Origin of the sequence: Borrelia puertoricensis, from assembly GCF_023035875.1 — a bacterium.
GTDB classification, from domain to species: domain Bacteria; phylum Spirochaetota; class Spirochaetia; order Borreliales; family Borreliaceae; genus Borrelia; species Borrelia puertoricensis.
Genome location: NZ_CP075392.1, coordinates 1 through 24,508, shown reverse-complemented (window position 1 = coordinate 24,508; position 24,508 = coordinate 1). Strand labels below are relative to the sequence as shown.

The 24,508-nt window shown below is 28.3% G+C and carries 24 protein-coding genes and 3 pseudogenes; 9 read left to right on the top strand and 18 right to left on the bottom strand.

All coding sequences use genetic code 11. The features are described 5' to 3' along the window. Nucleotides 1–65: 65 nt before the first annotated feature. The 15 genes and pseudogenes from bpuSUM_RS07995 to bpuSUM_RS07925 all read right to left on the bottom strand — a co-directional run bounded on the left by bpuSUM_RS07995 (nucleotide 66) and on the right by bpuSUM_RS07925 (nucleotide 12,540). Entirely contained in the window at nucleotides 66–656 is a 591-nt protein-coding gene (locus bpuSUM_RS07995; protein WP_247067731.1) for a hypothetical protein, read from the bottom strand. Nucleotides 657–744: 88 nt separating this feature from the next. Further along, nucleotides 745–1,569: an FAD-dependent thymidylate synthase gene (thyX, locus tag bpuSUM_RS07990; RefSeq protein ID WP_247067729.1), complete on the bottom strand. Its 825-nt coding sequence runs from the start codon at nucleotides 1,567–1,569 to the stop codon at nucleotides 745–747. 159 nt (nucleotides 1,570–1,728) lie between these two features. Then, nucleotides 1,729–2,604 carry a P12 family lipoprotein gene (locus bpuSUM_RS07985; protein ID WP_247067727.1) on the bottom strand — a complete coding sequence of 292 codons (876 nt, stop codon included), beginning with the start codon at nucleotides 2,602–2,604 and terminating at the stop codon, nucleotides 1,729–1,731. 559 nt (nucleotides 2,605–3,163) lie between these two features. Next, entirely contained in the window at nucleotides 3,164–4,021 is an 858-nt protein-coding gene (locus bpuSUM_RS07980; RefSeq protein ID WP_247067725.1) for a variable large family protein, read from the bottom strand. A gap of 91 nt (nucleotides 4,022–4,112) precedes the next feature. Continuing rightward, a complete protein-coding gene (locus tag bpuSUM_RS07975) occupies nucleotides 4,113–5,147 on the bottom strand; it encodes a variable large family protein (RefSeq protein ID WP_430644669.1) in 1,035 nt (344 codons plus the stop codon). 121 nt (nucleotides 5,148–5,268) lie between these two features. Further along, nucleotides 5,269–5,895, bottom strand: a complete 627-nt coding sequence (locus bpuSUM_RS07970; protein ID WP_347343308.1) for a Vsp/OspC family lipoprotein — start codon at nucleotides 5,893–5,895, stop codon at nucleotides 5,269–5,271. A gap of 218 nt (nucleotides 5,896–6,113) precedes the next feature. Continuing rightward, complete coding sequence (gene bdr / locus bpuSUM_RS07965; protein ID WP_247067723.1) at nucleotides 6,114–6,725, bottom strand: Bdr family repetitive protein; 612 nt, start codon at nucleotides 6,723–6,725, stop codon at nucleotides 6,114–6,116. Nucleotides 6,726–6,959: 234 nt separating this feature from the next. Further along, nucleotides 6,960–7,916 (bottom strand): annotated as a pseudogene (locus bpuSUM_RS07960) (variable large family protein); the annotation flags it as partial. A gap of 141 nt (nucleotides 7,917–8,057) precedes the next feature. Beyond that, complete coding sequence (locus bpuSUM_RS07955) at nucleotides 8,058–8,420, bottom strand: hypothetical protein (protein ID WP_247067721.1); 363 nt, start codon at nucleotides 8,418–8,420, stop codon at nucleotides 8,058–8,060. A gap of 56 nt (nucleotides 8,421–8,476) precedes the next feature. After that, complete coding sequence (locus bpuSUM_RS07950; protein WP_247067719.1) at nucleotides 8,477–8,722, bottom strand: ERF family protein; 246 nt, start codon at nucleotides 8,720–8,722, stop codon at nucleotides 8,477–8,479. 541 nt (nucleotides 8,723–9,263) lie between these two features. After that, nucleotides 9,264–9,457: pseudogene (gene bdr / locus bpuSUM_RS07945) on the bottom strand (Bdr family repetitive protein); the annotation flags it as partial. Nucleotides 9,458–9,472: 15 nt separating this feature from the next. Further along, nucleotides 9,473–10,054, bottom strand: coding sequence for a chromosome replication/partitioning protein (locus bpuSUM_RS07940; RefSeq protein ID WP_247067711.1), 582 nt, complete (start codon nucleotides 10,052–10,054; stop codon nucleotides 9,473–9,475). A 9-nt stretch (nucleotides 10,055–10,063) separates the two neighbouring features. Next, complete coding sequence (locus tag bpuSUM_RS07935; RefSeq protein ID WP_247067709.1) at nucleotides 10,064–10,894, bottom strand: ParA family protein; 831 nt, start codon at nucleotides 10,892–10,894, stop codon at nucleotides 10,064–10,066. Next, entirely contained in the window at nucleotides 10,870–11,433 is a 564-nt protein-coding gene (locus bpuSUM_RS07930) for a DUF226 domain-containing protein (RefSeq protein ID WP_247067707.1), read from the bottom strand. Before bpuSUM_RS07930 ends, bpuSUM_RS07935 begins: the two co-directional genes overlap by 25 nt. Before the next feature lie 9 nt (nucleotides 11,434–11,442). Then, nucleotides 11,443–12,540, bottom strand: a complete 1,098-nt coding sequence (locus tag bpuSUM_RS07925; protein WP_247067705.1) for a plasmid maintenance protein — start codon at nucleotides 12,538–12,540, stop codon at nucleotides 11,443–11,445. 166 nt (nucleotides 12,541–12,706) lie between these two features. Between bpuSUM_RS07925 and bpuSUM_RS07920 the strand changes: the two genes are divergently transcribed. Next, the gene (locus bpuSUM_RS07920) at nucleotides 12,707–12,895 is read left to right on the top strand and encodes a hypothetical protein (RefSeq protein WP_247067697.1); all 189 of its coding nucleotides are present in this window, start codon (nucleotides 12,707–12,709) and stop codon (nucleotides 12,893–12,895) included. A 149-nt stretch (nucleotides 12,896–13,044) separates the two neighbouring features. After that, nucleotides 13,045–13,335: a hypothetical protein gene (locus tag bpuSUM_RS07915; protein WP_247067695.1), complete on the top strand. Its 291-nt coding sequence runs from the start codon at nucleotides 13,045–13,047 to the stop codon at nucleotides 13,333–13,335. A gap of 411 nt (nucleotides 13,336–13,746) precedes the next feature. Here bpuSUM_RS07915 and bpuSUM_RS07910 read toward each other — a convergent pair whose 3' ends face one another. Then, the gene (locus bpuSUM_RS07910) at nucleotides 13,747–14,166 is read right to left on the bottom strand and encodes an Mlp family lipoprotein (RefSeq protein WP_247067693.1); all 420 of its coding nucleotides are present in this window, start codon (nucleotides 14,164–14,166) and stop codon (nucleotides 13,747–13,749) included. 251 nt (nucleotides 14,167–14,417) lie between these two features. Here bpuSUM_RS07910 and bdr (bpuSUM_RS07905) point away from each other — a divergent pair, with 251 nt between their 5' ends. The 7 genes and pseudogenes from bdr (bpuSUM_RS07905) (at nucleotide 14,418) to bpuSUM_RS07875 (ending at nucleotide 21,739) form a co-directional block, all read left to right on the top strand. Beyond that, nucleotides 14,418–15,005, top strand: a complete 588-nt coding sequence (bdr, locus tag bpuSUM_RS07905; RefSeq protein WP_247067691.1) for a Bdr family repetitive protein — start codon at nucleotides 14,418–14,420, stop codon at nucleotides 15,003–15,005. Between the two features lie 250 nt (nucleotides 15,006–15,255). Next, nucleotides 15,256–16,281, top strand: coding sequence for a variable large family protein (locus bpuSUM_RS07900; RefSeq protein ID WP_430644668.1), 1,026 nt, complete (start codon nucleotides 15,256–15,258; stop codon nucleotides 16,279–16,281). A 101-nt stretch (nucleotides 16,282–16,382) separates the two neighbouring features. Next, nucleotides 16,383–17,246 (top strand): annotated as a pseudogene (locus tag bpuSUM_RS07895) (variable large family protein); the annotation flags it as partial. A gap of 371 nt (nucleotides 17,247–17,617) precedes the next feature. Continuing rightward, nucleotides 17,618–17,956 (top strand): hypothetical protein, encoded by a 339-nt coding sequence (locus tag bpuSUM_RS07890; protein WP_247067689.1) that lies wholly within the window; start codon nucleotides 17,618–17,620, stop codon nucleotides 17,954–17,956. A 12-nt stretch (nucleotides 17,957–17,968) separates the two neighbouring features. Then, a complete protein-coding gene (locus tag bpuSUM_RS07885; RefSeq protein WP_347343309.1) occupies nucleotides 17,969–18,442 on the top strand; it encodes a P12 family lipoprotein in 474 nt (157 codons plus the stop codon). 967 nt (nucleotides 18,443–19,409) lie between these two features. Further along, nucleotides 19,410–20,285, top strand: a complete 876-nt coding sequence (locus tag bpuSUM_RS07880; protein WP_247067687.1) for a hypothetical protein — start codon at nucleotides 19,410–19,412, stop codon at nucleotides 20,283–20,285. 260 nt (nucleotides 20,286–20,545) lie between these two features. Continuing rightward, the gene (locus bpuSUM_RS07875; RefSeq protein WP_247067685.1) at nucleotides 20,546–21,739 is read left to right on the top strand and encodes a ferrous iron transporter A; all 1,194 of its coding nucleotides are present in this window, start codon (nucleotides 20,546–20,548) and stop codon (nucleotides 21,737–21,739) included. A 1,638-nt stretch (nucleotides 21,740–23,377) separates the two neighbouring features. Here the strand turns inward: bpuSUM_RS07875 and bpuSUM_RS07870 are convergent. Together bpuSUM_RS07870 and bpuSUM_RS07865 are read right to left on the bottom strand one after the other, a co-directional pair. Continuing rightward, nucleotides 23,378–23,737, bottom strand: a complete 360-nt coding sequence (locus tag bpuSUM_RS07870) for a hypothetical protein (protein ID WP_247067683.1) — start codon at nucleotides 23,735–23,737, stop codon at nucleotides 23,378–23,380. Nucleotides 23,738–23,850: 113 nt separating this feature from the next. After that, nucleotides 23,851–24,198 carry a hypothetical protein gene (locus bpuSUM_RS07865; RefSeq protein WP_247067681.1) on the bottom strand — a complete coding sequence of 116 codons (348 nt, stop codon included), beginning with the start codon at nucleotides 24,196–24,198 and terminating at the stop codon, nucleotides 23,851–23,853. Nucleotides 24,199–24,508 lie beyond the last annotated feature (310 nt).

The following is a 24,508-nucleotide window of genomic DNA, read 5'->3' as shown; positions in this document are numbered from 1 at the left end:
TAGTTTAGTTTTTAATAGTATAAAATACTAGTTAAGCTAATCTTAAAAATCTCATTCTGTACGATTTAGTTTTTATTTCTATGTCTATGCTCATAACACACTTTTTTAATTGATTCAAATACTTTCTCTTCAGGATCGTTTTCAATAAGAGGAGGTGGTCCTGAAGGAGAACTAGGAGGATTTAAAAACATAAAATAATTATCAAAAACATCAGTGAGTCTTTTCTCTATTTTATAATAATCTTTTGCATCTATATTAAGCTTTTCATCTCTACCCTCTATATTAAGTGGATTATCTTTGCCATATTTAATATGCTTAAGTAATTCTTTAACTTTTCCCTTATCATTCAGTTTTAATAAAAACCTTTTAATATATCCCTCTATTTTAGATACATCTCCTTGTAAATAAATATCAAAATGACTTGAACCACCCTTAGGTAATTCATTTTTTAACGCATTAACAAAAAAAGTTAATGTATCAAACTCTTCTTTATTAAGCTTAAGATTATCTCTCCAATCTGACTTTAAATTAACATGCCCTAGATTTTGAAATAAATCACCTTTATTATCAGAATTTTTAAATAATTCACAACTTACAAAACAAATTATACAAAATATAAATACAATTCTATATATAAAATTTATCTTCTCTCTCACACACAAAATCCAACATCAACTTACTTTTTATAAAGTATATCTCATTATTACTGTTATTCAACAGAATAATAGAAAAACTTTATTTTTATTATTTAATATTAAGCTTATCTTTTAATCTATTTAATGCCTTATCATCCAATTTGAGTTTACTAATATTTAATGCACCAGAAATAGCTATTATCTCTTCATAAGACAACCTACACCCTTTTAAGATATGATTCTTAAAACTTTTAGTAGCAATAGGCACAAGCTTTTCAATAACATCAAGCAATATTTTGGCATATTCACTCATCTCTTTTGATGAATTTTCACTAACCTCTTTCGATTCATTTAATGCCAACCTTAATTTGATAAAATGAAAAAGATTATTTAAATCAATCTGCCAATACCATTCAGTATACAAGCTTAAAGGTAAAGCTATTCTAGAAACTTCTTTTGAAACATTACTATTTATCATATCTTGATATAACTTGTAACAAGTTTTTTGACTCTCTCTTAAATCACTTAACACATTCTTTGCAAAATTAGCTTCAATTTGATTACTCTCAATATTTTGTATTTTTAGATCCTCCTCTAAAGGCACATAAAACTCTTCTCTAAGAAAACTATATGAACCAGATACTTCATTAATTCTTGCTGTTCTATGTCTCATCCATTGTCTTGCAACAAATATAGGAGCCTTAATATAAAATGTAAAAACCACTTGTTCAAATGGACTTGTATGCTCATTTCTAACTAAATAATCTATAAGCTCATCATCTGTCCTCCTAATGCTCTCACCTCGATATGAAATCCTTGCTGCATTCAATATTCTCTTATCACTACCCATATAATCAACAAGTTTGATAAATCCTTTATCTAAAACTTTATATTCTTTATTTAATAAATCTTCTCTCTCAATATCAGTATTCAAAACAATTAAACCTCAAAACTTTAAAATAATTTACTAGTTATTCAACTTAAATCATTATATAGTTTTTAGAAACTTATTTAAAAAATGTTAAGAGAGTTCCTTTATAAGGAACTCTTCTTGAAAATACTAATGTTATAAAATATTTAAATCTTTCAGTCTCTATCCTGAAAGACTACCTAGAACAGACTTTGCCTCATTAATAACTTCCTCTATCTCTTTTTTTATTCCCATTGCTTCTCCTATTCTGCTAGAAGAAGATTCTAATAAACTTGAAACATTTTCTGCGTCACTTCGTGCTTTCCTAGTCAAAAAATCACTATTACTTCCTCTTGATGAGTAACTTCTACGTTTTTTACTTCTTAATCTTTCAGTAATAGCTTCTTTTAAAGTTTTTTGTGCTTCTTCAAAAAAATATTTTGCGGATTCCAATTCACCAATTGCAATATCAATTTTATTCATAAGATCTTCAGAATTAAAAATTTCACCTCTCAAACAACCTTGTAATCGATTTAAATTTTGTCTCTTTCCCTTAAAACCTGTTCCTCTCAGTAATCCTATTTCATCCTGGATTCTTTTAGTTACATAATAAAGCTCTGTTCTCATTTGTTCATATTCATTTTTAAGATTATATGCACTCATTAATAAAGGAAATCCAGAGTTTTTAAGAGTATTTTCTACCCCCTTAATTGCCTTATCTGCTTCTTTTTCGGATTCAGTACTTGGGGTTAAGTCCTCTTCTTTTATCTCTATCTCTTCTTGAGAATAGTATGGATACTCTTGCCTAAACACTTCAAATTCCGCATTAACAGGTCTTACTCCCATATCTTGTTGTATGTCTACACCCTCTTCAAGAAGATCTATAACAACTTCTTTTTGTTCCTGATTTCCTTGTTCATGGTTTAAATATTTATTATCTTTGCTTTCATCTAAAAATTTTTCCCTTACTTCACTTAGTAAATCATTAAGGGCATTTATATCACATGATAACAAACATAATAATGCTAGAATACATACTGATAATATACTTCTCTTCATATCTCCCTCCTGGGATATTAGATTATTTAATTATTAAGTCTCTATATTGAAATACAATAATTACTGGTAAATGTACACCCTTTTATTTTAAATAACAAAAATAAATTCCATAAAACCTCAATTATTCTATTCTGTAATAATTAAAGGCAATTCAAAATTATTTTAATAAGTAAATTTATACAATAAAGAACAAAAATATAATCTTAATCTAAAACTTGTAATCAATCACATCCAATTTAAACTTAAAAAAATAAATAATTAAAAAACAATTAACTAAAATAAACATATCATTCAATAAAAACAAAAACTAAGAAACCTCGTTCCTACCTTTACTTTCAGAATAATTTTACTCACTTACTAATCAAAACTAATCTCATAATACTTACTTACACTTAATTAATATGGAACTGAATAAAAGTTACTGTCTTATCTTTAGTACAAATATCTATATAAATAAAATCCAAAAAGGAAAACGAATCTTATAAAAAGAATAGTTTTCCTCAAATGACTTTATTTAGTTATGTATATTGTTATTAAATTCTAACTAGTTCTTCTTAGCTTAAGGAGTCTGATTATCAGTAGTTAAAAGAGTATCAGTAGAATTAATTTTCATAGCATCTTTAACGGTTTTAAGTCCTGCGTCAATTGTTTCTCTTATTGCAATAGTTAGAGTACCTAAAGCTTTAGTTACTGCGCTTATTGCTGCACCATTAACTGCCGTAACAGCATCATCAGCCTGAGCACTAGAACCAGCAAATTTACCATTCTTAACTATAGCTTTAGCAGCATCAGCAGCTGACTTTTTTGCATTATCAGCATTACCAGCATTAGCAATAGCAAATAATTTACCTGCTTCACCATCAGTAGCATTGCTACCAGTTCTTGCGCTAAGATTTTCAGCCTTTTTATCATCACCAGCCTCAGGATTTCCTTCTTTAAGTACCACAGCTACTATATCTTTAATACCCTTAACTAATTTATCGACTTCAGTCCCAACAACACCAGCAGCATTATTAGCACCAACATTACCAATTGGGTCGCCAGCATCACCAATAACCTCACTAGCAGTCTTAGCTCCTTCAATTATTTTATTAAGTATTTCACTAACTAGTTTTTTCACTGCCGTATCAGTAGCCTCTGCATTAGGATTATTTTCAGATTTCATGTCATCAACAATTTTCTCAAGGGATGTCTTAGTTGTTGTTAAGCTTTTTTCTATAGTCTTAAAGTAGTTTTCAACATCAGACTTCTTAGTAGTAGTATTAAACCCTAAACCCCCTCCAACCATACCAGAAAGGGAAGTAAAAACATTTAAGAAGTCATTACTTAAACTAATAACGGATTTTAAGAATCTACCCTGAGAATCCTCAGCACTAGTAGTACCACTGCCACAACTAAGAAGTAAAAATAAAGTCATAAGTATAATATAAATAAAAGGAAAACGAATCTTATAAAAAGAATAGTTTTCCTCAAATGACTTTATTTAGTTATGTTTATTAATAAATCTTTTAATGTTTCTGTCCATTAGCTGTTGCGTCTGCAGGTGTAGTAAAATCTGCAGACTTATCTTCTTGTTTAACAGCTGCTAGAGCATCACTAATTGACTTTAACCCACTATCAACAGTATTTCTTATTGCTATTATTAGAGTACTTAAAGTCTTATTTACTGCACTTGATACTGCCCCATTAACTGCATTAGCATCTTTTTCAGCATTGGCAGCAAATTTACCACCCTTAGCCATAGCTCGAAGTGCTATACCAGCAGCAATAACTGCATCCTTTTGTGCTACTGCTGCATTAAGCTCCTTAGTATCTTCTTTCTTAGCAGCCGCAATCTCAGCAGCATTCTTTGCCTTTTCAATCTCAACATCATTATTAGCAGCCTCACCAGACTTAGCAATAGCTTGCAAAATGTCAGCCCCAATTACAGCTCCGATTGAAGCACTAGCTGCAGCAGCATGTGCTTCTGTCCCATCATCCTTTTTACCAAGCAACTTACCAATTGATTTTTGCTCTGTGTTACCAGTCTTAGTAGCGCCTGCATCTCCATCACCATCTTTTAAAACTACGTCAACAATAGTTTTAATTCCTCTAACAAGAGCATTAACACTTGTAAAGTCAGCATGTGTAGCCGCTTGATCTTTAACAGCATTGCCAATAGTAACATCACCAGTAGCCCCACTAGCAGCTGTCTTAGCCCCATCAGCAATTTTATCTAATGTGTTAGTGATCAACGTATCAACAACTGTTTTAATTTTTAAGTAATTCCCATTCTTAGCAACTTCTTCTTGTAACTTCTCTTTAACTGAGTTCATAGTTGTTTCAATAGAAGTGAAATAGTTACCAATGTCAGATTTTTTAGTCTCAGCTTTAATACCAAAAGTACCAGCAATCATATCAGAAAGAGAAGTAAAAACATCTAAGAAGCCTTTACCTAAATTAGCAATAGAAGTTAAGAATGTGGTTTTAGGATCCTCCATCTTAGTAGTACCACTCCCACAGCTAAAAATATAATAAAGTAGTAAAGCAAGTAAAGGAAGAATAAAGAAACAAAAAAAGCTAAGAGAAGCAAACTCTTAGCTTATTATTTATAGACTTTATTTTATGAGAAAAATACCACTAATTAAAAACTAATCTTATAGTAATAAATTAACTTGTTTATCCTTAGGTGTTAGAGGGTTTAACAGAAGTTGTAAGCTCATTAATAGCAGCTGTTACTGCATCATTAGCAGCTTTTAACAACGCATCAATTGCTGTATTTAAATCACTAAGCTCTTTTCCTCCCTTACTTCCATCACCATCGGTTTTATCTATGGCTTTTTTTGCATCTGACTCAGTATTAAGGCTAGCATGTTGTGCTTTAACCTTCTCTATAAACTTATCACCTGCAGAGTTAACAGCAATAACTTTTTGCTTCATTCCATCAAGAATTCCACTTATTGTTTCTAATTTTTTTAACTTAACACTTATAAATCCCACTATATTATATACTCCCGCAACTAATGATTCATTTTTATCCTTATCAGTAGCCTGAGTAAGTTGACCATCATCTTTAATTTTCTTGCCAATAGCTTTAGCAAGTTCATCAATAGACTTAACTAAAGAATGAATTTCTTTAACATCTTTAGCAAAAGCAACAGAGTCTGTAATGTTCTTAGTTATTTTAGCTAGGTCAATAACAGTGCCATCAGATTTAGCCACTTCATCATCTTTAAGATCTTTTCCTGAAGTATTACAAGAAATAAGCAAAAATAAAGTCAAAAATAACGCACATAAAGTAATTCTTTTCATTATCACGTGCCTCCTTATTACATCACAAGGGCAAGATGGTTAACAAATTTTGAATAAGATAAAAACAAAAACTAAGAACATAGGCACTATAATCTTAAAGATATTGAGCATGATATAACAATTAACAAAATTGATTGTTATTAACAATAATTAAATGATTTTGATAAGAAAATAACTGATATATAATCAAATAAAGAAAGGTCCTAGTTAATTCAAATTTATTTATTTAACAATGAATAGACTATGGATATTAATGTTAAAAATATTCCTATATTAAGTGTGATAAGGGTACCAAACATCCAATTATGTAGTCTTGATGTACTTTTAAATTCTGATGTGGTTTTATCAAGTTTACTATTAAGCTCCATTTTATTAATTTCCATATCTTTTCTAACAAGAGAAATCTCAGATTTTAACTCATTTTTAACAATGTCTATTTTGTTATCAAGGTCATTAAACTTGGTATCAATCTTTACATTTAAATTACTCTCAACATAGTCTATTTTATTATCAAGCTCATTAAATCTAGTGTCAATCTTCACATTTAAGTTATTCTCAACAGAGTCTATTTTGTTATCAAGTTCAGTTTTCACAAAAATAATTTCAGATTTTAAACTACGTTCTAACATCTCAAACTTAAGATTAAAATTACTTTCTAAATACTCAATGTCTTTATAAGTCAATTCATTACGGTAATATCTTTTAGAGAGATCATTTGCAATAAAATCTTGCATACCCATCTTTACAAATTCTTGATATATAATCTCTTCTGTAATATGCCCATTAAAAATTTGTGTACTCTCAACAGAATGTAATGACGAATCTTGCATAAAAACTTCCTTATTTAATTATTATATAATATCTTAAATATTATAGGAACTTTATTTCAGTAAAATGTGATTTAAGAGTGTCCCTAACCATAAATCTGTTGTTAAAAGATTTATATCAATAAGCTTTAGACCTGAGTATTATTACAGATAGTAAAAAAGGAAAACAAATCTCATGAAAAGAAAAGTTTTCCTCAAATGACTTTATTTAGCTATGTATTTGTTATTAAATCTTAATTAGTTTTTCTTAGCTTCAAGGATCTGCCTATAAGTAGTTACAGAAGGATCTGTAGAATTAAATTTCATAGAATCTTTAACTTCCTTAAGTCCTCTGTCAATTGTTTTTCTTATTGCTATTGTAAGAGTACCCAATGCTTTAGTTACTGCGCTCAGAGCTGCTCCCTTAACTGCAGCAGTAACCTCCGCGGTTCCAGCATTATCATTAGCGAATTTACCATTCTTAGCCATTGATCTTAACGCGATACCACCTGCAATAGTTGAATCCTTAGGAGCAACAGTAACATTACCACTTGTTTCTTTAGCTAATTTAGCAGAATCACCATTATCTTTAACCATAGCTTGTAAGATGTCAGCTCCAGTTACAGCTCCAACAGCCTTAAGAGCATCAACAGCTGATTTTTTAGGATCATTAGCAATAGCAAACACCTTACCTGCCTCACCATCAGCAGCATTATTACTTCTATCTCCAAGATCATCAGCTTTTTTTTCGGTACCCGCCTCAGGATTTCCTTTTCCTTGAAGTACCACATCCACAATTGATTTAATACCCTTTACTAATTTATCGACTTCAGTACCAGAATCACCACCGTTATTCTGAGCAGCAACATTACCAAGTAGGTCATCACCTGTACTACCAATAGACTCACTGGCAGTCTTAGCGCCATCAATTATCTTATCAAGTGTTTCACTAACTAGTTTGTTAACGGCAGTCTCAGCTGTAGCAGCATTAGGATTATTCTCAGATTTCATGTCTTCCACAATTTTTTCAAGGGATGTCTTAGTTGTTGTTAAGCTTTTTTCTATAGTCTTAAAATAATTCCCAACATCAGATTTTTTAGTAGTAGTATTAAACCCTAAAATCCCTCCAACCATATCAGTAAGGGAAGTAAAAACATTTAAAAAATCATTACTTAAACTAATAATAGATTTTAAGAGTCTACTCTTAGCACTCTGTAATTAAAGTAATATAACTTCTTATTAAGTGACAAAATAAGTTAAATAATTATTTATAAGGTCGTTCCAATATTTTATAGTTTCAAGCTCTGGTTTAGTTTCAAAAAATTTAAGTATATTAGAATTATCATCATTCTTTAATTATATTAAAAACTTATCTATCATTTCTAAACTATCAAAAAGTGTCTCATATAACACCGCATGCATTTTTTTAGATGCTTGAATAAATTTCTTGTAATAATAATACTTAGCAGGTATACGTTTAGAAAGACTCTCAAACTTAGTTATAGATGTATGACTTGAAGATTGCTGTTCTATTGTGCTTTTAGTTACTGTTTCAACAGTAAAGGATTTTCCTTTAGAGAATTTATAGATGGAACATTTTACAATACTAGCTAGTTCATCATTAGCTTCTTGAATATGCTCTAAGGAACTAGCATCAGTGTCAAACTCACTCTCAATTGATAGGGATCCTACAAAAGCATATCTTCTGGAGTATGTCATATATGAACCTATAAGTTAAGGTAATGTAATTTGATTTTTTGATCCTAAAAATAAAATCATTCTCTGTAAACAAGTATATCAAATGACTCTCTATATACACTCTTGGGACTATAAAATGTTGTTGTAATAACATTAATTGTATTATTTCCTGCAACTTTAAATGTTGGACACTGCAGGAAATCAATGTCTAAATTATTGCTCTTTATAACATTCTTTATCTCTCTTATTACCTCATTAAAATTTTGATATTTATATCCATATCCATTAAGCTTCTTAGCAACAATACCTAAATTTATACGCAACTGTAGATAGACTTTAGAAAGTTTATCTCTGCTTGATTTTCATTTACTACTGAACTTTGCTCATTTATTATTATACCTGTTACTTTTCCCTTTTGTTTACCCAGTTTCTTAACTGCTTTACGCATTCTAGTTATTATATTTACAATATTTTTGTCATATTTAGTTTCCTTATTATTTGTTTTATATATAAAAAGAATAATATCAAAAACTAAATTTGTCGAATTTTATAAAATTTTTTGACAGCATCATTAAGTATAAAACTAATAATTTAGTATAAAATTAAGTCTTTGTTAGCACCTTTTCTTGAAAAATTTGCTAACAAAGACTTAAAGTCTGTCTAAATTGAACAAAATAATAAGGTAGTACTAAAATGATAGCACTACTAACGATAAATAAAATACAACAAATCGCAAATAAAATCAATCCTTATTTATAATAACTTTTTTATCTTATATAGAACTTACTTATCAAAAACATAACAATAGATATAATTATTGGTAATCCCACTGCCATAATAATTAACATTCTATTTCCTATACCAAGATACATCCTTTTGTAAATTCTTATCTACATTAATGATTTGCTGTTCTAATGAATTCATCTTTTCTCTTAAAACTTCAAAGTTAAAATTATCATTATGAAATAAAATTCACAGCTTCTTCAGTAAATCCCTTATTAAAAAACTCCTTCTTTATAATCTTCTGTTCTATATGTCTTATATGCTAAATTATTCATAAATACTCCTTATACCTAGCCTTTTAAACTTTTAAATTTCTTCATAAACTCTTCGAGTAAATCTTTTTTGTCTTTAAAAAGTTCATCCATTAAAAAATTTGTAAACTTAGCATTTTGCTTATAAAAATCATAACTTTCTTGATTCTTAAGCTGAAATCTTAATGGTTTTATTGGATTTACTCTTGATTTCTTTATTGATGTACTTTCTTTTTCCGCCAAAAAGGATAAAGACTGCCTAAATCCATTTTCAACTAGATATTCTTCTTTCAAAATTCCATCTTGAATAGCACTAGCTATTCTTAAATAAGAATAGGCCTGTGATTTAGCCAACTTATAATCTTTTATAAATTGAGAAAAACTTTTATAACCGTCTAACTTATAATATTCTTTTTCCTTTATCTCTCTTAAAATATGCATGGCTTCTATTTTATTATAGATATCATCTTTTATATTATCCTTTAACTTACTTTTTAAAAGTTTAAATCTTTTTTGGTCATCACTCACGTTAATATCATCATTGGTTAATAAAATAGAATTTTTATCACTGTTTAAGTTTCTTGCATTAATTATTATTTCATCATTATTTTTTTTATTCATAAATTTCCTTTACTCTGTTGAATTTTTACAGTTTTCCAGCGCTGGATAACTTATACTAGAAACTCCTATCGTATCGTTATTAAGACTTATGCGATATAATAAATTACTCAATATTTGATCATATTCTATGATATAATCCGACTTTAAATCAAAATTACTATTACTTGCTATTCTTTTATTTAAATTTTCCCTTTCAGATACGACACCTAAAAAGGTGTCCTTTTCTTGAATTATTTTCAATAATTTTTTATGGGTATTATTTTTTTTAAACCTTGTTATAATAAAGAAAATTGGTATTAACCTTTCCAATTTTTTAATGAAAAACTCTAAAAGTTCATAGCTTTCAATTGTCCATTTCTCAGCTGTCATTGGAACTATTATATAATCAGTAGAATTTAAAGAACATTTTAATGTAAAATCTAAACTAGGATTAGTATCAATCACTATGTAATCATACTTTACTTTTAATCTCCTTAATTCTACCTTTAGCTTTAAATCAATAGATTTATGCCTATTTGCACAATAAAAATCTTCATTTAAACTATGTAAGGTTAAATAACTAGGAAGTAAATCTAAACTACTTTTAATATTAAAAATTGCATTAGCAATCTCTAAATCTCCTTTTAAAACTTCACATATATTTTTTTCCATTAAATTTATATTTTTTTCTTTTATCTCGTTAAAGAAATAACTAGTAACTGAAGCTTGGGTATCCATATCGATTAAAAGTACTTTATGTTTTTGAGACAATAATGTTGCAAGTATGATAGCACTTGTACTTTTTCCAACACCTCCTTTAATTGATGCGATCGTAATTACTTTAGGTTTTTTTCTATCCATTTAGTTATAAGACCTCCATTTGGCAATTTTTTACTGTAAAAATCGTATACTTGTTCTTCTAAATTAATTATTAGTTCAAGTAAAAATTTACTATATTGTGTCTCTGATTTTTTTTGCTTAATCAAACGCGACATCCCTTTAATATAACAAAACACACTTCCTTTTTTAAATCTAAATTCTATGTAATAAACCTTTGAGAAGGTATATGACCTCATAAAACCATTTTCTTCATATTTTGTTATGATATTTTGTACTGGTTTTCTATACCCATAATAAATACCTAAAAATTTATCATCTCCTTTTATAGAAAATAAATTAAAAGGTGTTATTTTTGCCTGATTAAATAATCCTCTAAATGCGATAAAAAACTTATTATTTTGTCTTCTATGAACTCCAAACGTATATAAATCATTCATCATCTTTGTGTGATATATTGTTTTGTTATCAATTTTTTCTATTTTTATAAAAAGACCTCTGCTTTTCACTTTATCCTTAATTTCTAACTTTTTCTCTTTAAGGCGTTCTAACACGCTCTGCATAACTAATCCTTAACTTGTAATTTTTTTAGATTCTTCTAATTGTAAATAATTTTTATTATCTTCCAATAACTCTAAAAGTTCATAGTAGTAATGGTTACTAAACACCTTGTCATATTCTAATTTGTTCTGTCTGTTTAAATAATTCTTTAATATTGGTATCAAAACCGATACGTCTATTTTATACCTTAACTGATCAAGAAGTATACTAAATACGTTATCCCTAATGTCTCTCTCATTTTTCTGTGTGTTTTTATTAGCAAATTCAACTGTTTTTTTAAGTTTTCCTATTATCTTCTTTAAATCATTGTATTTATTTTTTTCTATGATAAAGTGGGGTTTATTTTTATATTGTTCATATACGTTTTGTATTTGGGTTTCTAATTGCTTGGTGTCATACCCTTTATTCTCTAGACCAGCTTTTATTTCGTCTAGTATTTTACTTAATTCTTTTTGCTTACTCTTAAGTTTACTGTGATTTGGTTTAATATTATTTATTCTTTTGTACCCACTATTTTCAGCTATTTTGATTGCTTTCAGTAATTGAATTTTAAAATCTTTGTTCGCTTCTAAATTCAAAATAGAAAGAAATGCATTTGATTTAAAATTGCATTTTTTAGCGTATTTTTTTGCTTGTAATTTTTCTATAGATTTTACGTCGTTCTTATCTTCTTCTTTATTATTATAAGTATTATTAGAACACTCCCATTTTTCTACACTGCTATTTTTAGTGCAAGTCTTTTCAAGATATACACTAACACGGTTTTTGTGTCTTTCTTCTTTTTTATCTCTAAAGTGTTTATTGATTATGCGGTAACATTCTTTTTTAGAATATTTAAGTTTGTAATGAATTTCAGTACCCATGTTAACACCCAAATGTTTGTAATAATTAATTGTTACTTTAAATACTTTTTCTAATTTATAGAGATAGCTTTGTAGAGTTTTAAGTTTAATAGGTTTTTGGTCGTTTTTTTTCATATTGTTATTAAAGTAATAAAGTATGTTGCTTTGAGTGTATTGATTAAGATTTAAGTTCACGTAATCTAATGTTGATACTAAAACTATTAATTTGTGTTGATGTTTATTTATAGGTTTTTTTGTGCTACTCATTTGAAACTCCTTATTATTTGTTCTATTATTAATCATAATAACGTAATTATTACCGGAAAGTAAACTAGTCTTTAATAAAAAATATTTTTTTGTTATAACACAAATAATAAGGAGATCAAATATGTTAAATGTAACAAAAATAAATGAGTAAAGATCAGAGGTAGGGATGCAACAATTTAGTTTGTACAGGCAGATGGTGTTTAAGGGTTCTGAATCATTTGCATGTAAGAGTCAAGAAGATCTTAAAGATAAACAAAAACAGTTAAGTAAAATAAATAAGGTAGGACGTAAGTTACCAAAAATTGGTAAGGATGAATGTTTTAAGTTTAATATTAAGGTTGATTTTAGTATGTAAAGAAAAGTCTTAAAGAGTATAGGTGCAAGTGAAGTTGGAAGCATGTTTCTTGGAGCTGATGCTTTAGAAAAATTAATGCGAGAGCAAATACTTAAAGCTATAGGAAGGGAAAGGAACTAGAAAATCTAAGATTTAGAGAATTTGTACGTATGCACTTGGGTAATATTGAGGTGTTACATAAAAACAAATATGCAAACGGCGTTGATAAATATAATTATTACAAAAAAATTAAAGATTGTGAGATATTAGTTGGTTTGATAATTGGTGGATGGTTTGTGGGTATCACAGGCGAATCACAGTTACTTGAGAGCAAAGTTAGTGATAATTTTTACTTAAAGAGTGCTGCTTTTGAATACAATAGGCTTTCTAATTTTTTAGAAGATAAATATTTCTTCAAGTATTATGTTCAAGTACAAATGCAGCTTTATGTACAGGTTTAAACAAGGGAAATTTATTTTTTTATCATAGGTGGTGGGTTAGTCAACTGTGTAATTGATAGAGATGATGATTTTATTAGTTATGTAATGACTGAGGTTTCAAGATTGGAACAGAAAGTTAGTAGTATTGCCAAATCTTTAAAGTCAAATAGTGATATTGATATTAAAAATATTGATTTAGACGAGCTGAGTGTTATTATTGGAGATTTTTTAAAGAATAGCTTTTTATATCAAGATTTGTGTGATATAGATTTCAAATTAGAATTTTATAGTTACTCTTACCATTTTTATAACGAGTTTAATTTATTCTTTTTTACACTTATTTGTCTAGAGTTTTTGTTGCCTTGTTCTTTTAAATCTTTCTTTTTTAAATCTATCTTTCTTAACTTTCATCTTTGATCATGGGAGGTTTATTTAACTTCCTGCTTCACAAGTGCTTGATGCTTGGTTTTTAAAATTATCTAAGTTTTCATCACCATTAAGGGCTCCTTTTACTACTTGTTTAAAAGTTTCTTTTTGCTGGCTAGCATTATCACCTGTACATTTTGCAAGCTCAGTATGTATATGATCAAGGGCTTCCTTTATTTTAGATTCATCATGATTTAAAAATTTGTTGAAATCACTTTCACTCCCCAGAGCCTCTTTTAAGAAATTCAGATTTGATTTTTCAGTATCATTTAACTTTTCTTTTAACATTTCTTCAGGTGTTTTTTGTGCTTCTTCTTGTTCTTCCAAGTTTCTTTTAACTCTACTCTTAGGTGTAGCATTTCCATGTTCATATTCACAACTACTAATTAGTAGTAATAAAACCAAAATAAAATTAATTTTATTCATATAAATCCTCTTATCTTTTTTGTTTTAAAAATATATCTCTATTTACACATCTTTAATGTACATGTACTTAAGCTATATCTGATATTTATAAGTACAAAGGAGATGGGAAGAGTGATGATGATTCATTAGATAGCCTATCAGCATCATATATGTTATTGACTCTAAGTATGCGTACTTTTAAAGCCCATTTTACTAGGATGAAATTCCTATAATACTTAAGATATTATATAATAATTACATAAGGAGATTTTATGCAAGATTCATCACTACATTCTGTTGAGAGTACACAAATTTTTAATGGGCATATTACAGAGGAGATTATATATCAAGAATTTGTAAAAATGGGTATGCAAGATTTTATTGCAAATGATCTCTCTAAAAGATATTACCGTAATGAACTGACTTACAGGGATATTGAATATTTAGAGAGTAATTTTAATCTTAAGCTTGAGATGTTAGAACGTAGTTTAAAATCTGAAATTATTTCTGTTAAAACTGAACTTGATAACAAAATTGACATTATTAGGAATGAGTTAAAATCTGACATTAAAGATCTGGATAACAAGATTGATATTGTTGAAAGTAACTTAAATGTGAAGATTGATACTAAATTTAATGAACTTGATAATAAGATCGATAATGTTAGAAATGAGGTTTCTCTTGTTAGAAAAGATATGGAAATTAATAGGATGGAGCTTGATAATAAACTTGATAAAACCGCATCAGAATTTAAAAGTACATCAAGATTACATAATTGGATGTTCGGAACTCTAATTACCCTAAATATAGGAATATTTTTAACATTAATGTCTATAGTGTATTCATTGTTAAGTAAGTAATTTTGAATTAAGTAAACCTTTTTTTTAATTGATTATATGTCAGTTATTTTTTATCAAAATCATTTAATTATTCATTAATAACAATCAATTTTATTAATTGTTATATCATGCTCAATATCTTTAAGATTATAGGCACTATAATCTTAGTTTTTGTTTTTATGTTTATCAGAGGTTGTTAGTCATCTTGTTCCCTTTTAGGTTAATAAGGAGGCACGTGATAATGAAAAGAATTACTTTATGTGCGTTATTGATGACTTTATTTTTACTTCTTAGCTGTGGCAGTGGACAACAATCACTTGATGCTGCTAATGGTGGCGGGGCAGCTACAGGAGGGAGCAGTTTAAGTTCAGTTCTCATGGAGGTAGGTAGGAGTGCTGAAAATGCTTTTTATTCATTTTTAGAGTTACTTTCCGGTACATTAGGCTTTACTGCTAAATCAACTACAAAGAAGAGTGATGTAGGAAGTTATTTTAGTAGTCTAGGTACGAGGCTTGGAGACGCATCAGATGAGTTAGAACAAGTGGCAAAAAAGTCAGAAGGAGAAGGAGCTAAAGATGGACCAATAGCCGTAGCAATTAGAAGTGCAGTTGATGCTGCTAAGACTACTTTAAGCACATTAAAAACCCATTTAGAGTCCTTAAAAGATATAGGTGATGATAAAGTAGTGGGTTGGGCAGAAAATGATCAACAAGGAATCAAACCAGCTGATGATGGATTGAATAAATTCTTTAATGCATTGCAGTTGATAGTAAAGGCAGCAACAGATGCAGGTGTTTTAGCACCAAAAGCAGGGAATACAACATTGACAGTAAATGGGATAGATAATAAAGATGGGGCTAAGATATTAGCTATAGATAAACCAGGGGCAGCAGTGGGAGATAAAGCAACATTAATAGTATCAGCGGTCAGTGGTGAGGAGATGTTAGCTTCAATAGTTGCATCGAAAGACAGTGATCAAGCACTAGGAGCTGCGGCAGATGGAACTACAACTGCGATGAGTTTTGCTAAAGGAGGAACAAAGGATAATCTGTCAAATGCAAATACTCCAAAAGCAGCAGCAGTAGCGGGAGGAATAGCCCTACGTTCCCTGGTTAAAGATGGTAAATTAGCTTCACATAATGATAATAGTGAAAAAGCAGTACAAGCCGCAGGAGTAAGCGCAGCAAATAAGTTATTAGTAGCAGTAGAAGATATAATTAAAAAGACAGTAAAGAATGTGCTTAGAACAGCAAAAGAAAAAATAGATAAAGCAAGAGAGCCAAAACCAGCAGAGTAGTAACAAGATATATGTTAGATTAATTACTTCAAATTAAGATTAGAAGGCAAACTTATCTCTAAGTCTGCCTTCTATGTTTTTATAATTAAACTTAAGAATTTAAATTGGCCGCTAAGAGTAAGAATACTTTCTTAGATTCATTAGTTAAGATAGGTCATGGATTTTAGAGATTTTTGGTAATGCTATTGGAGACGCTTTGGGACTTACATCAGTTAAATCGGGTGACCAGAGAAGTATAGTTGGTGAACACTTTAAAAAAATAGGTGATGGACTTACAACTACTAAGAATAAGTTAAAAGAACTATCAGGTGAAATATCTAATGCAAAGAATGCTAATAGCAGCACAATTGAATCTGTTAAGAGTGCAATTAACAGTGCTAATGATGCCTTTGAACAGCTAATTGCTGCTTTAACTAAACTTGCTGGTGCTACTGGAAATACTGTTATTGCTAATGGTACTGATGCTGCAGCGGCGGCTGGGGGTGTTACTGCAGCTGCTGACGAGGCTAGTGTTCAAAGAAGTTAAAGTTATTATTGAGACTGCGGAAAAGTCTGGAGTAAAGATTAATGCTGGAGATGCTGGTGGTCAAGTAGCCGGTGGTGGTGCTACTGCACCCGCAGCACTTGTTGGTAAAGCCAATGCCGCAGCACCTGATGCTAATTCTGGTCCTGCTCTAGCAGCTGAAGTTGCTAAAGCTGATCCATGGGCTATGATTGATAAGATTAAAAATACTAAAGTCAAAACAGGTAATGTTTCTGGTGACAATACTAATGAAGCTGGTGCAGTTAAAGCAGCTTCTTCAAGTGCAGTAAATAAGGTTTTAGGAGTACTTAATTTTATAATTAGGAAAACAGTATCAATCAATCTGGATAAGATAAGAGAAGCTGTTAAGGGAATACAGTACTTTGAGACTACTACTGAATCAACTGAAGCTAGTGCCGCTCAACCTACTGCTATTAAATAAATTATCTAATTAAATTATCTAAATAATAAAGTCATTTGAGGAAAACTTTTCTTTTTATAAGAATTGTTTTCCTTTTTGGCATTTTAGTATATTAAGTATTTGTATTAAAGATAAGACAGTAACTTTTATTCAGTGCCATATTAATTAAGTATAAGTAAGTATTATAAGATTAATTTTGTTTGGTATGTAATTAATTTTATTGTGTTAAAATAATTTTAAATTGTCTTTAATTATTACAGAATAAAATAATTGAGGTTTTATGAAATTTATTTTTGTTATTTAAATTATATGGTATATATTAGATTAAATAATTATTATATTTCAATATCGAGGTTCAATAATTAGATAATCTAATATCCCAGGAGGGAGATATGAAGAGAAATATTTTAGCAGTATGTATGTTAGCATTATTATGTTTGTTATCGTGTGATGTAAATGTTCTTAATGATTTATTAAATGAAGTAAGAAAAAAGGTTTTAGATGAAAGCAAAGATAATAAAGATTTAAAACATGAACAAAAAAATCAGGAACAAAAAGAAGTTGTTATAGATGATTTTGAGAAAGGAGTAGAAATGCAACAAGATATGGAAGTAAAGCCTGTTAATTTGGGATTTGCGGTGTCTAAGCAAGAGTATCCATACTATGTTCAAGAAGAAGTAATAAAAATAGAAGAAAAAGATTTAATTCCAAGTACTAATGAAGAAAAGTAAGCCCAAGCAGAAATTGAAAAAGTAAAAAGAGCTATTGGAGATTCTATATGTTCTCAATTAATTGAAGACGCACTTAAACTCAAAAGTGAGCATGAGCTATTGGAATCTAGTTTTTATGAAACATGCTCAGAGATTCAAAATAAAATAGGGATTTATCCTAGAGATAATGGGACAAAGAGACAGAAATTGATTCAATTGCGCAATCAGTTAAATGAGCAAAAGTCTCAGATTGATATGTTTAGGATTCAAGTTGATAGTGGTCTTGACGAACGAAGATCCGCAGAATTCTTCGTTAATAAGTCTCAAGAGACTTTAAAAGAAGCTATTACTGAAAGATTAAGAAATAAAAAACGTAGAATTTACTCATCAAGAAGAGGGAATAGAGATTTATTAGCTCTAAAGTCAAGAAGTGAAGCAGAGAATGTTTTAAGATTATTGGAATCTTCTTCCGGGAAAATAGGAGAAGCAATGGGAAGAAAGAGATAGAGGAACTCATTAATGAGGCAAAGTCTGTTCTAGGGAATCTTTGAAGATAAAGGCTGAAAGATTTAAATATTTTATAATATTAGTATTTACAATAAGAGTTCCTTTGTAAGGGACTCTTCCTAGCATTTTATTTAAATAAGTTTCTACAAACTATATAATGATTTAAATTGAATAACTGTTAAATTATTTTAAAGCTTTGAGGGGTAATTATTTTTGAATATTGATATCGAAAAAGATGATTTATTAAATAAGGAATATAAGGTTTTAGATAAAGGCTTTATCAAACTTGTTGATTATATGGAGTAGTGGTATAAAATTTCATATCGAGGTGAGAGCATTGTTAAAATGATGAGTGTATAGAGTATTTAATAAGAAATGAATATACAAGTCTATTTGAATAAGTGGTGTTTGATTTTTATGTTAAAGACCTTATTATGTTGACAAACTATAGTTAATCAAGAGGATAAATTATTTGTAAAGGCTATTGGATTTGAAGAAATTTAAAATAAAAAATAATAATAAAGACTTATAGGTAAAGGCAGTAGTAAAAATAAAGGTCATTTAAAGTATAAGATTTTTTTGTGATTTAAAAGGTCAAACAGTGAATATGTTTTTTTGGTTATGTATGTATATACAGATTGTACTAATTGATATTAATAATTTTATCATTTTAGAAATTATCTAAGGTTGTAGTTGTTTGCATTGAAACCACAACTTAACAATATTAAGATAAAGGTAATAGTTTTAAATTAAAAAATAAGTAATGATAATAGTAAAAACGCATATTATGTCTCTTTTTTTGAGATATATGGATTTTATTATAATAGGTGTAAATACTTGTATAGTAAGAGAGAATAGAAAAGTCAGGAATTTTAATTAAAATAATTTGTATTTTAGACAAAGTGATATACATTTTAGATTAATAATGATTATTATTTAATATAATTTGATATCCCAGGAGGGAGATATGAAGAGAAGTATTTTATCAGTATGTATGTTAGCATTATTATGTTTTGTATCATGTGATATAAATGCCCTTAATGAATTGCTAGATAAATCAAGAGGAAAAGTTTTAGAAAAAAATAAAAAGTTAGAAGATTTAAAATCTAGAGAAGGAAATCAAGAGATTAAAGAAGAGCAGGTAGATATTGTGGTAAGTATTGAAGAGGGTGTAAAAATAAATAAAAACTTACAACGAGAAGGTATTGAACTAGGACTTAAAGATGGAAGACCTGAAGAGGTAGCAGAGCAACAGTTTGTATCTCAATCTAATGCATTAACTAAGGAACAAGAGAATGAACTTGTTAGTTACGATTCTGAGGCTAATGAAATTAAGAGTAAAGTTGATGTTTTATTAGTAAGTTTTGATAAAATATATGGAGAGTTAAATACATCATTGTCAGAGCTTGAGAATATGGAAACTGATATTGTAAATGCTAAATTTGCTTTTGATAAGGTGAGAACTTCTGGAAGTGATATTGAGCAAAATGTGAAGATAAATTTACATCAAGCAATTGATAAAGTTAGGAATAGTAGAAATATTGCAATAGCACTGTATAAGGATAAACTTAATACATTGGGACTTTCAAAATCTAGTGCTGAGAGTGCAAATAGTTCTATTGAGTCTGTTTTAAGACACTCAGATCAGATAAGGTTAGATGGTTATTATAATGTATATCTTTTGACACATTGTATGTCAGGTGCAAAAACTAGTTTTAATAGTGCAGAAAATATGTTTAAACAAGTAGAATCAGAGATGGATAAACTTAGGAATGCGATGAAAGAGGCAGAGGAAGATTTTGCTGATTTAAAGAAAGCACATCAAGCATTAGGGGTGAGGTAGTACTAGAGGTAAAATTCCCTAGCCTTCCATAATTTTATTTGTTATGGATTTTTTTATAAGTGGTATAAATTAAATTTATTAGCTTGAACTTGAGTTTGAAGGTTCAAGCTAATAAATTTATTACTGTATGAATTAACTAAAAAAATATTAATGTAATATCTTAGTCAAGTTAAAGTCAAATGATTTTGTATATTTTAATAGCAATTTGAATTTTATTCAAATTGCTATATCTTTAATATTAATTTTTAAAGGAGAGAGAAATGAAATCCAAAAATAAATATTTAGCTTTGGGATTACTTTTTGGTTTTATCGGTTGTGATTTATTTATGAATGATGAAATGAAAGAAAAATCTCTTGGTTTGTTTGATAAGGTGACCTCTATCTTAGATGCTAGCGAAAAATCTATTGGAAAGTCTACAAAGAAAAGAAGAAAGATTTCCAAAAAGAGACTTTCTGCTCGTCGTGTTAAGAGGTCTGATAATAATAGTAATTTAGTACAAAATGTAATGTCAGATGATATGACTAGTGATCTTCAGGATGATATACATCAGGATAATGTAGTAAAGAAATCCACACTTGAGGATAGTCTTGAGATAAATGATAGTCTTTTTAATGAGGAAAGCCCAAGAGTTGAATTATCAAGTAAAAAATCTGAGCTTAGAGAAGGAGGGATACAAATTCGACAAAATGTAGAGAATAAAGATTTAATCACCACTGGTGTTTCAACAATATATGGTTCCTCTTATGATCATGCAAAAATGGTTTATGGAAGTTCAACTTTCCTTAGCAGTGAAAGTGGTGAATTAAAGGAGACTATTGAAAGGAATGAAATTGATTTTACTATAGATTCTGATTTAAGACCAGAAGATATTGCAGGTTCAAACACTATTTCATATACAGATGAGATAGAAGAAGAAGATTATGATCAATATTATTTGGAAGATGATGAAGAAGATCAATATGATGAAGAAGATCAATATGATGAAGAAGATATAAGATTAGACAATAGATATAAGTCCTATTTGGAAGGTGTTAGATATAATGTAGGTTCAGCAATTGGTATAATTGATAAGGTGTATAATAATTACAAATTATTTGAGGAGCAAAGAACAAGAATGTATTCTACACGTCTTGATGCTGATACCAAAGCTCAAGCTAAAAAAGAAGCTGAAAAGTTTACAAAAGAAGAACTTGAGAAAGATCTTAATGCCCTGTTAAACTACATTCAAGTGAGTGCAAAGACCGCAACAAATTTTGTATACATAATGGAAATACATGCAAAAAACAGATTAGATAAACTTGAAACAGAAGTAAAATCTTTAATTTCAAAGGTCCAAGGACAGTCTGATCCATATGAAGGATATAAAACAATAGTAAGAAATAAATTTTTACAAATGAAAGATTCTCTTGAGGTAGTACAAGGATCTGTTGATAAAGATGGTCCTTATTATTAAAAAGTAATAATAGGATTATTATTTTGTATTTAACAAAAGGTTACAGTATTATGTAGCCTTTTGTTGATTTAAAAATATATAAGTTATGATTCATCAGTTCATTTATTATCAATGATATTAGTTATAATAGAAATTATGTATTGAAAAAGTTTTGACTATGAATATTACTAGAGATATATCAAATTCTTTTTAATAAGATGTAGTTTTTCTCTTGTGGGATCTTTAGTTTTTTATTAAATTGTCTAATGCAATTATTGTATGAATAGCATAGCTATCAATTGATAATAAAATAGTTAGAGTAATAAAATCAGTTTAAATTGAATAAGGGAAAAATAATTTAATAATCTTTGTTGTATAGGAGGAAGGAATTTAATCAAATATGGATGAGGAAAGGACTAAGGTTTGTGAATAAAATTAGTACTATTTATAGATGAGTTTTTATAATTTCATTTCATTGAAATTGAGCATTTATAACAGATAAATAATCTTTTCATAGGAAGTTGAATATTGCAGCTGAGAGATCATTATTTGGTACTTTATTGAAATTTACTTTAGCTTCATTTAAGTTCATAAACAGATGAAAAGTGTCTTATACTTTTTAAGTTTTCATTGATTATTATCAAGAATGTTTTTAATTTTATAGTCATTTATAGGTTCAATTTTATTGATCAAGGCTTTTCCTAAAAATTTGAATGTGTCTTTTGTTGTGCATTTAGGTTATTTTGTAGTCTTTTCTTATAATCTTGAGAAGAGTCTTTTTTTACAAGGTGATGTTATTTTTGCTATTACATGGTTATTTATAAAATCTCTATTATCAATAATGATATGTTTACTTATATATATTTATATGATTTAAAAAAAGTGTTTTTTAATTGATACTTGATCGTTATTATAAATATATGATTGATCACTATTATTTTGTATAATTTATTTTGATTATCTATAGAAATGTATGTGATAGTCCTTGTCATGGATGGATACTGCTGAAATTTAGTATTGGTAATTAATTTATTTAGGTTTATATTGTTATTTGTTTAATCATTATCTTAAGTAGCTGTAGTCTGCACATAATAAAAGAAAAATTAAGTATTAAATTGATTATGGTGTAAGTGATGTTTTTGAACAGCTAATTATTGCTTTAACCAAATATTGCTGGTATAGTAAAGAAGATATTCTAATTGGTGGTTATATAATGATGGTGTTGCACTTACTTAAGCTGATAAGTTTGACTATAATTCTCAAAATGTGTAATTAATTGCCAATTAATAATGTTGGTGTAAAGATCAATGTTGACCTGGCAGAAGGATGAATAGCAGCAGTTAGCTTGTTGTATCGCATAACAAATGAATAGTTAAAAATCAAAGCCATCTTGCATTGAAAAGAAAGGCTTTGATTTTAAAAGTGCTAATTATTAGCTATGTCTATAGTTTTAGTAATTTGATCTGTTATATCTGTCTATTAAACAATTTAAATCATGATTTAAGTTATAAACCGATATTGCATTATTGTCCGTTTGAACTATTAAATCATAATTATTTATAGAATCTTTGAACTGATCGATTGTTATTTTAATTTCGTTAATGAGGAAAAGCGCATATCCGTATTTTTCTGAAGATTTATAATCTTGCTTTATGTTATCTATTGTGTAGCTAGTAATTGTATTAATTTAGAGTATGCTATAGTAGCTGATCTAGGTGCACCATAATCTTTTTTTTCTTTGGATAATAGTCTGATAAATTTTGTATGTTTATTATTTGCTTCAGTATAGATTTTTTTTATACTCATTGGTTGTGTTATATCTTCATTTCCAAGAAGTTGTAGTGCTTCCATTAGGTTTTTAGTAACATCATTATCATTTGTATTCATTTTTGTTATGAATAGATGTTTATAATTTGGTGTATTAAAGTCATATCCACTATTGATTAATTGTTTTTGTGTGTGTGTGATTTTTTCTGCTTGCACCATTTTTTGCATTATTGAATCTAGTATAGGTTGCATTTTAACTTTAAAAATATTATCATCATAGTCATTATTTTTTTTGTTGTTAATAATTAATTTGTTGGTTTTTGCAGTTCTGTTTGAAGTAACATTATTTTTGTTCTTAGAGACTTTTAATTCGTTTTTATTTTTTTCGGATTCTTTTTGTTTTTTTTATCAATTTCTTCTTTAATTTTTTTGTTAGGATTATTATCTTTAGGGTTTATTTTTTGAGTTTCACTTGTTGTGATTTTATCATAATCAGAGTTATTTGAATTAATCAAATTACCTTGATTTATATAATTTGATTCATCTTCAAAGTCATCTTCAAGAAGATTAAAGCTGATGGCTTCTTTGTTGGAAAATTTATTAAATAGTGTGGTATATTTTCCTTTAATTTCATCATTAAAGAATAAATTACAACTAGTGAAACTTAAGCTTAAAAGCCCTATAACAAATAAATGTATGATCTGTAATTTCACGTCTATATCCCCTCCTCTATATTTATAGATAATATAAACTATATCTTAGCATACAATAAGAAATTGTAGCTTTAATGGATAGAGGTTTGATTAAAAAAGATAGGAAAAGTTATTAAATAATAGCTAACTTAATGATAAAAATCATTTTGAATATTTACTGAAATTAATGCTGTATATTTGAGAATTGAATCAGGAAATATTTTTTTTCATGTATTGAAATAGTTATAAGTAGAGTTAGTTATGACTTTATGACTATTAATATAGTTGGTTTTAAAAGAATTCTTATATTGTACAATACAAATATAAATAT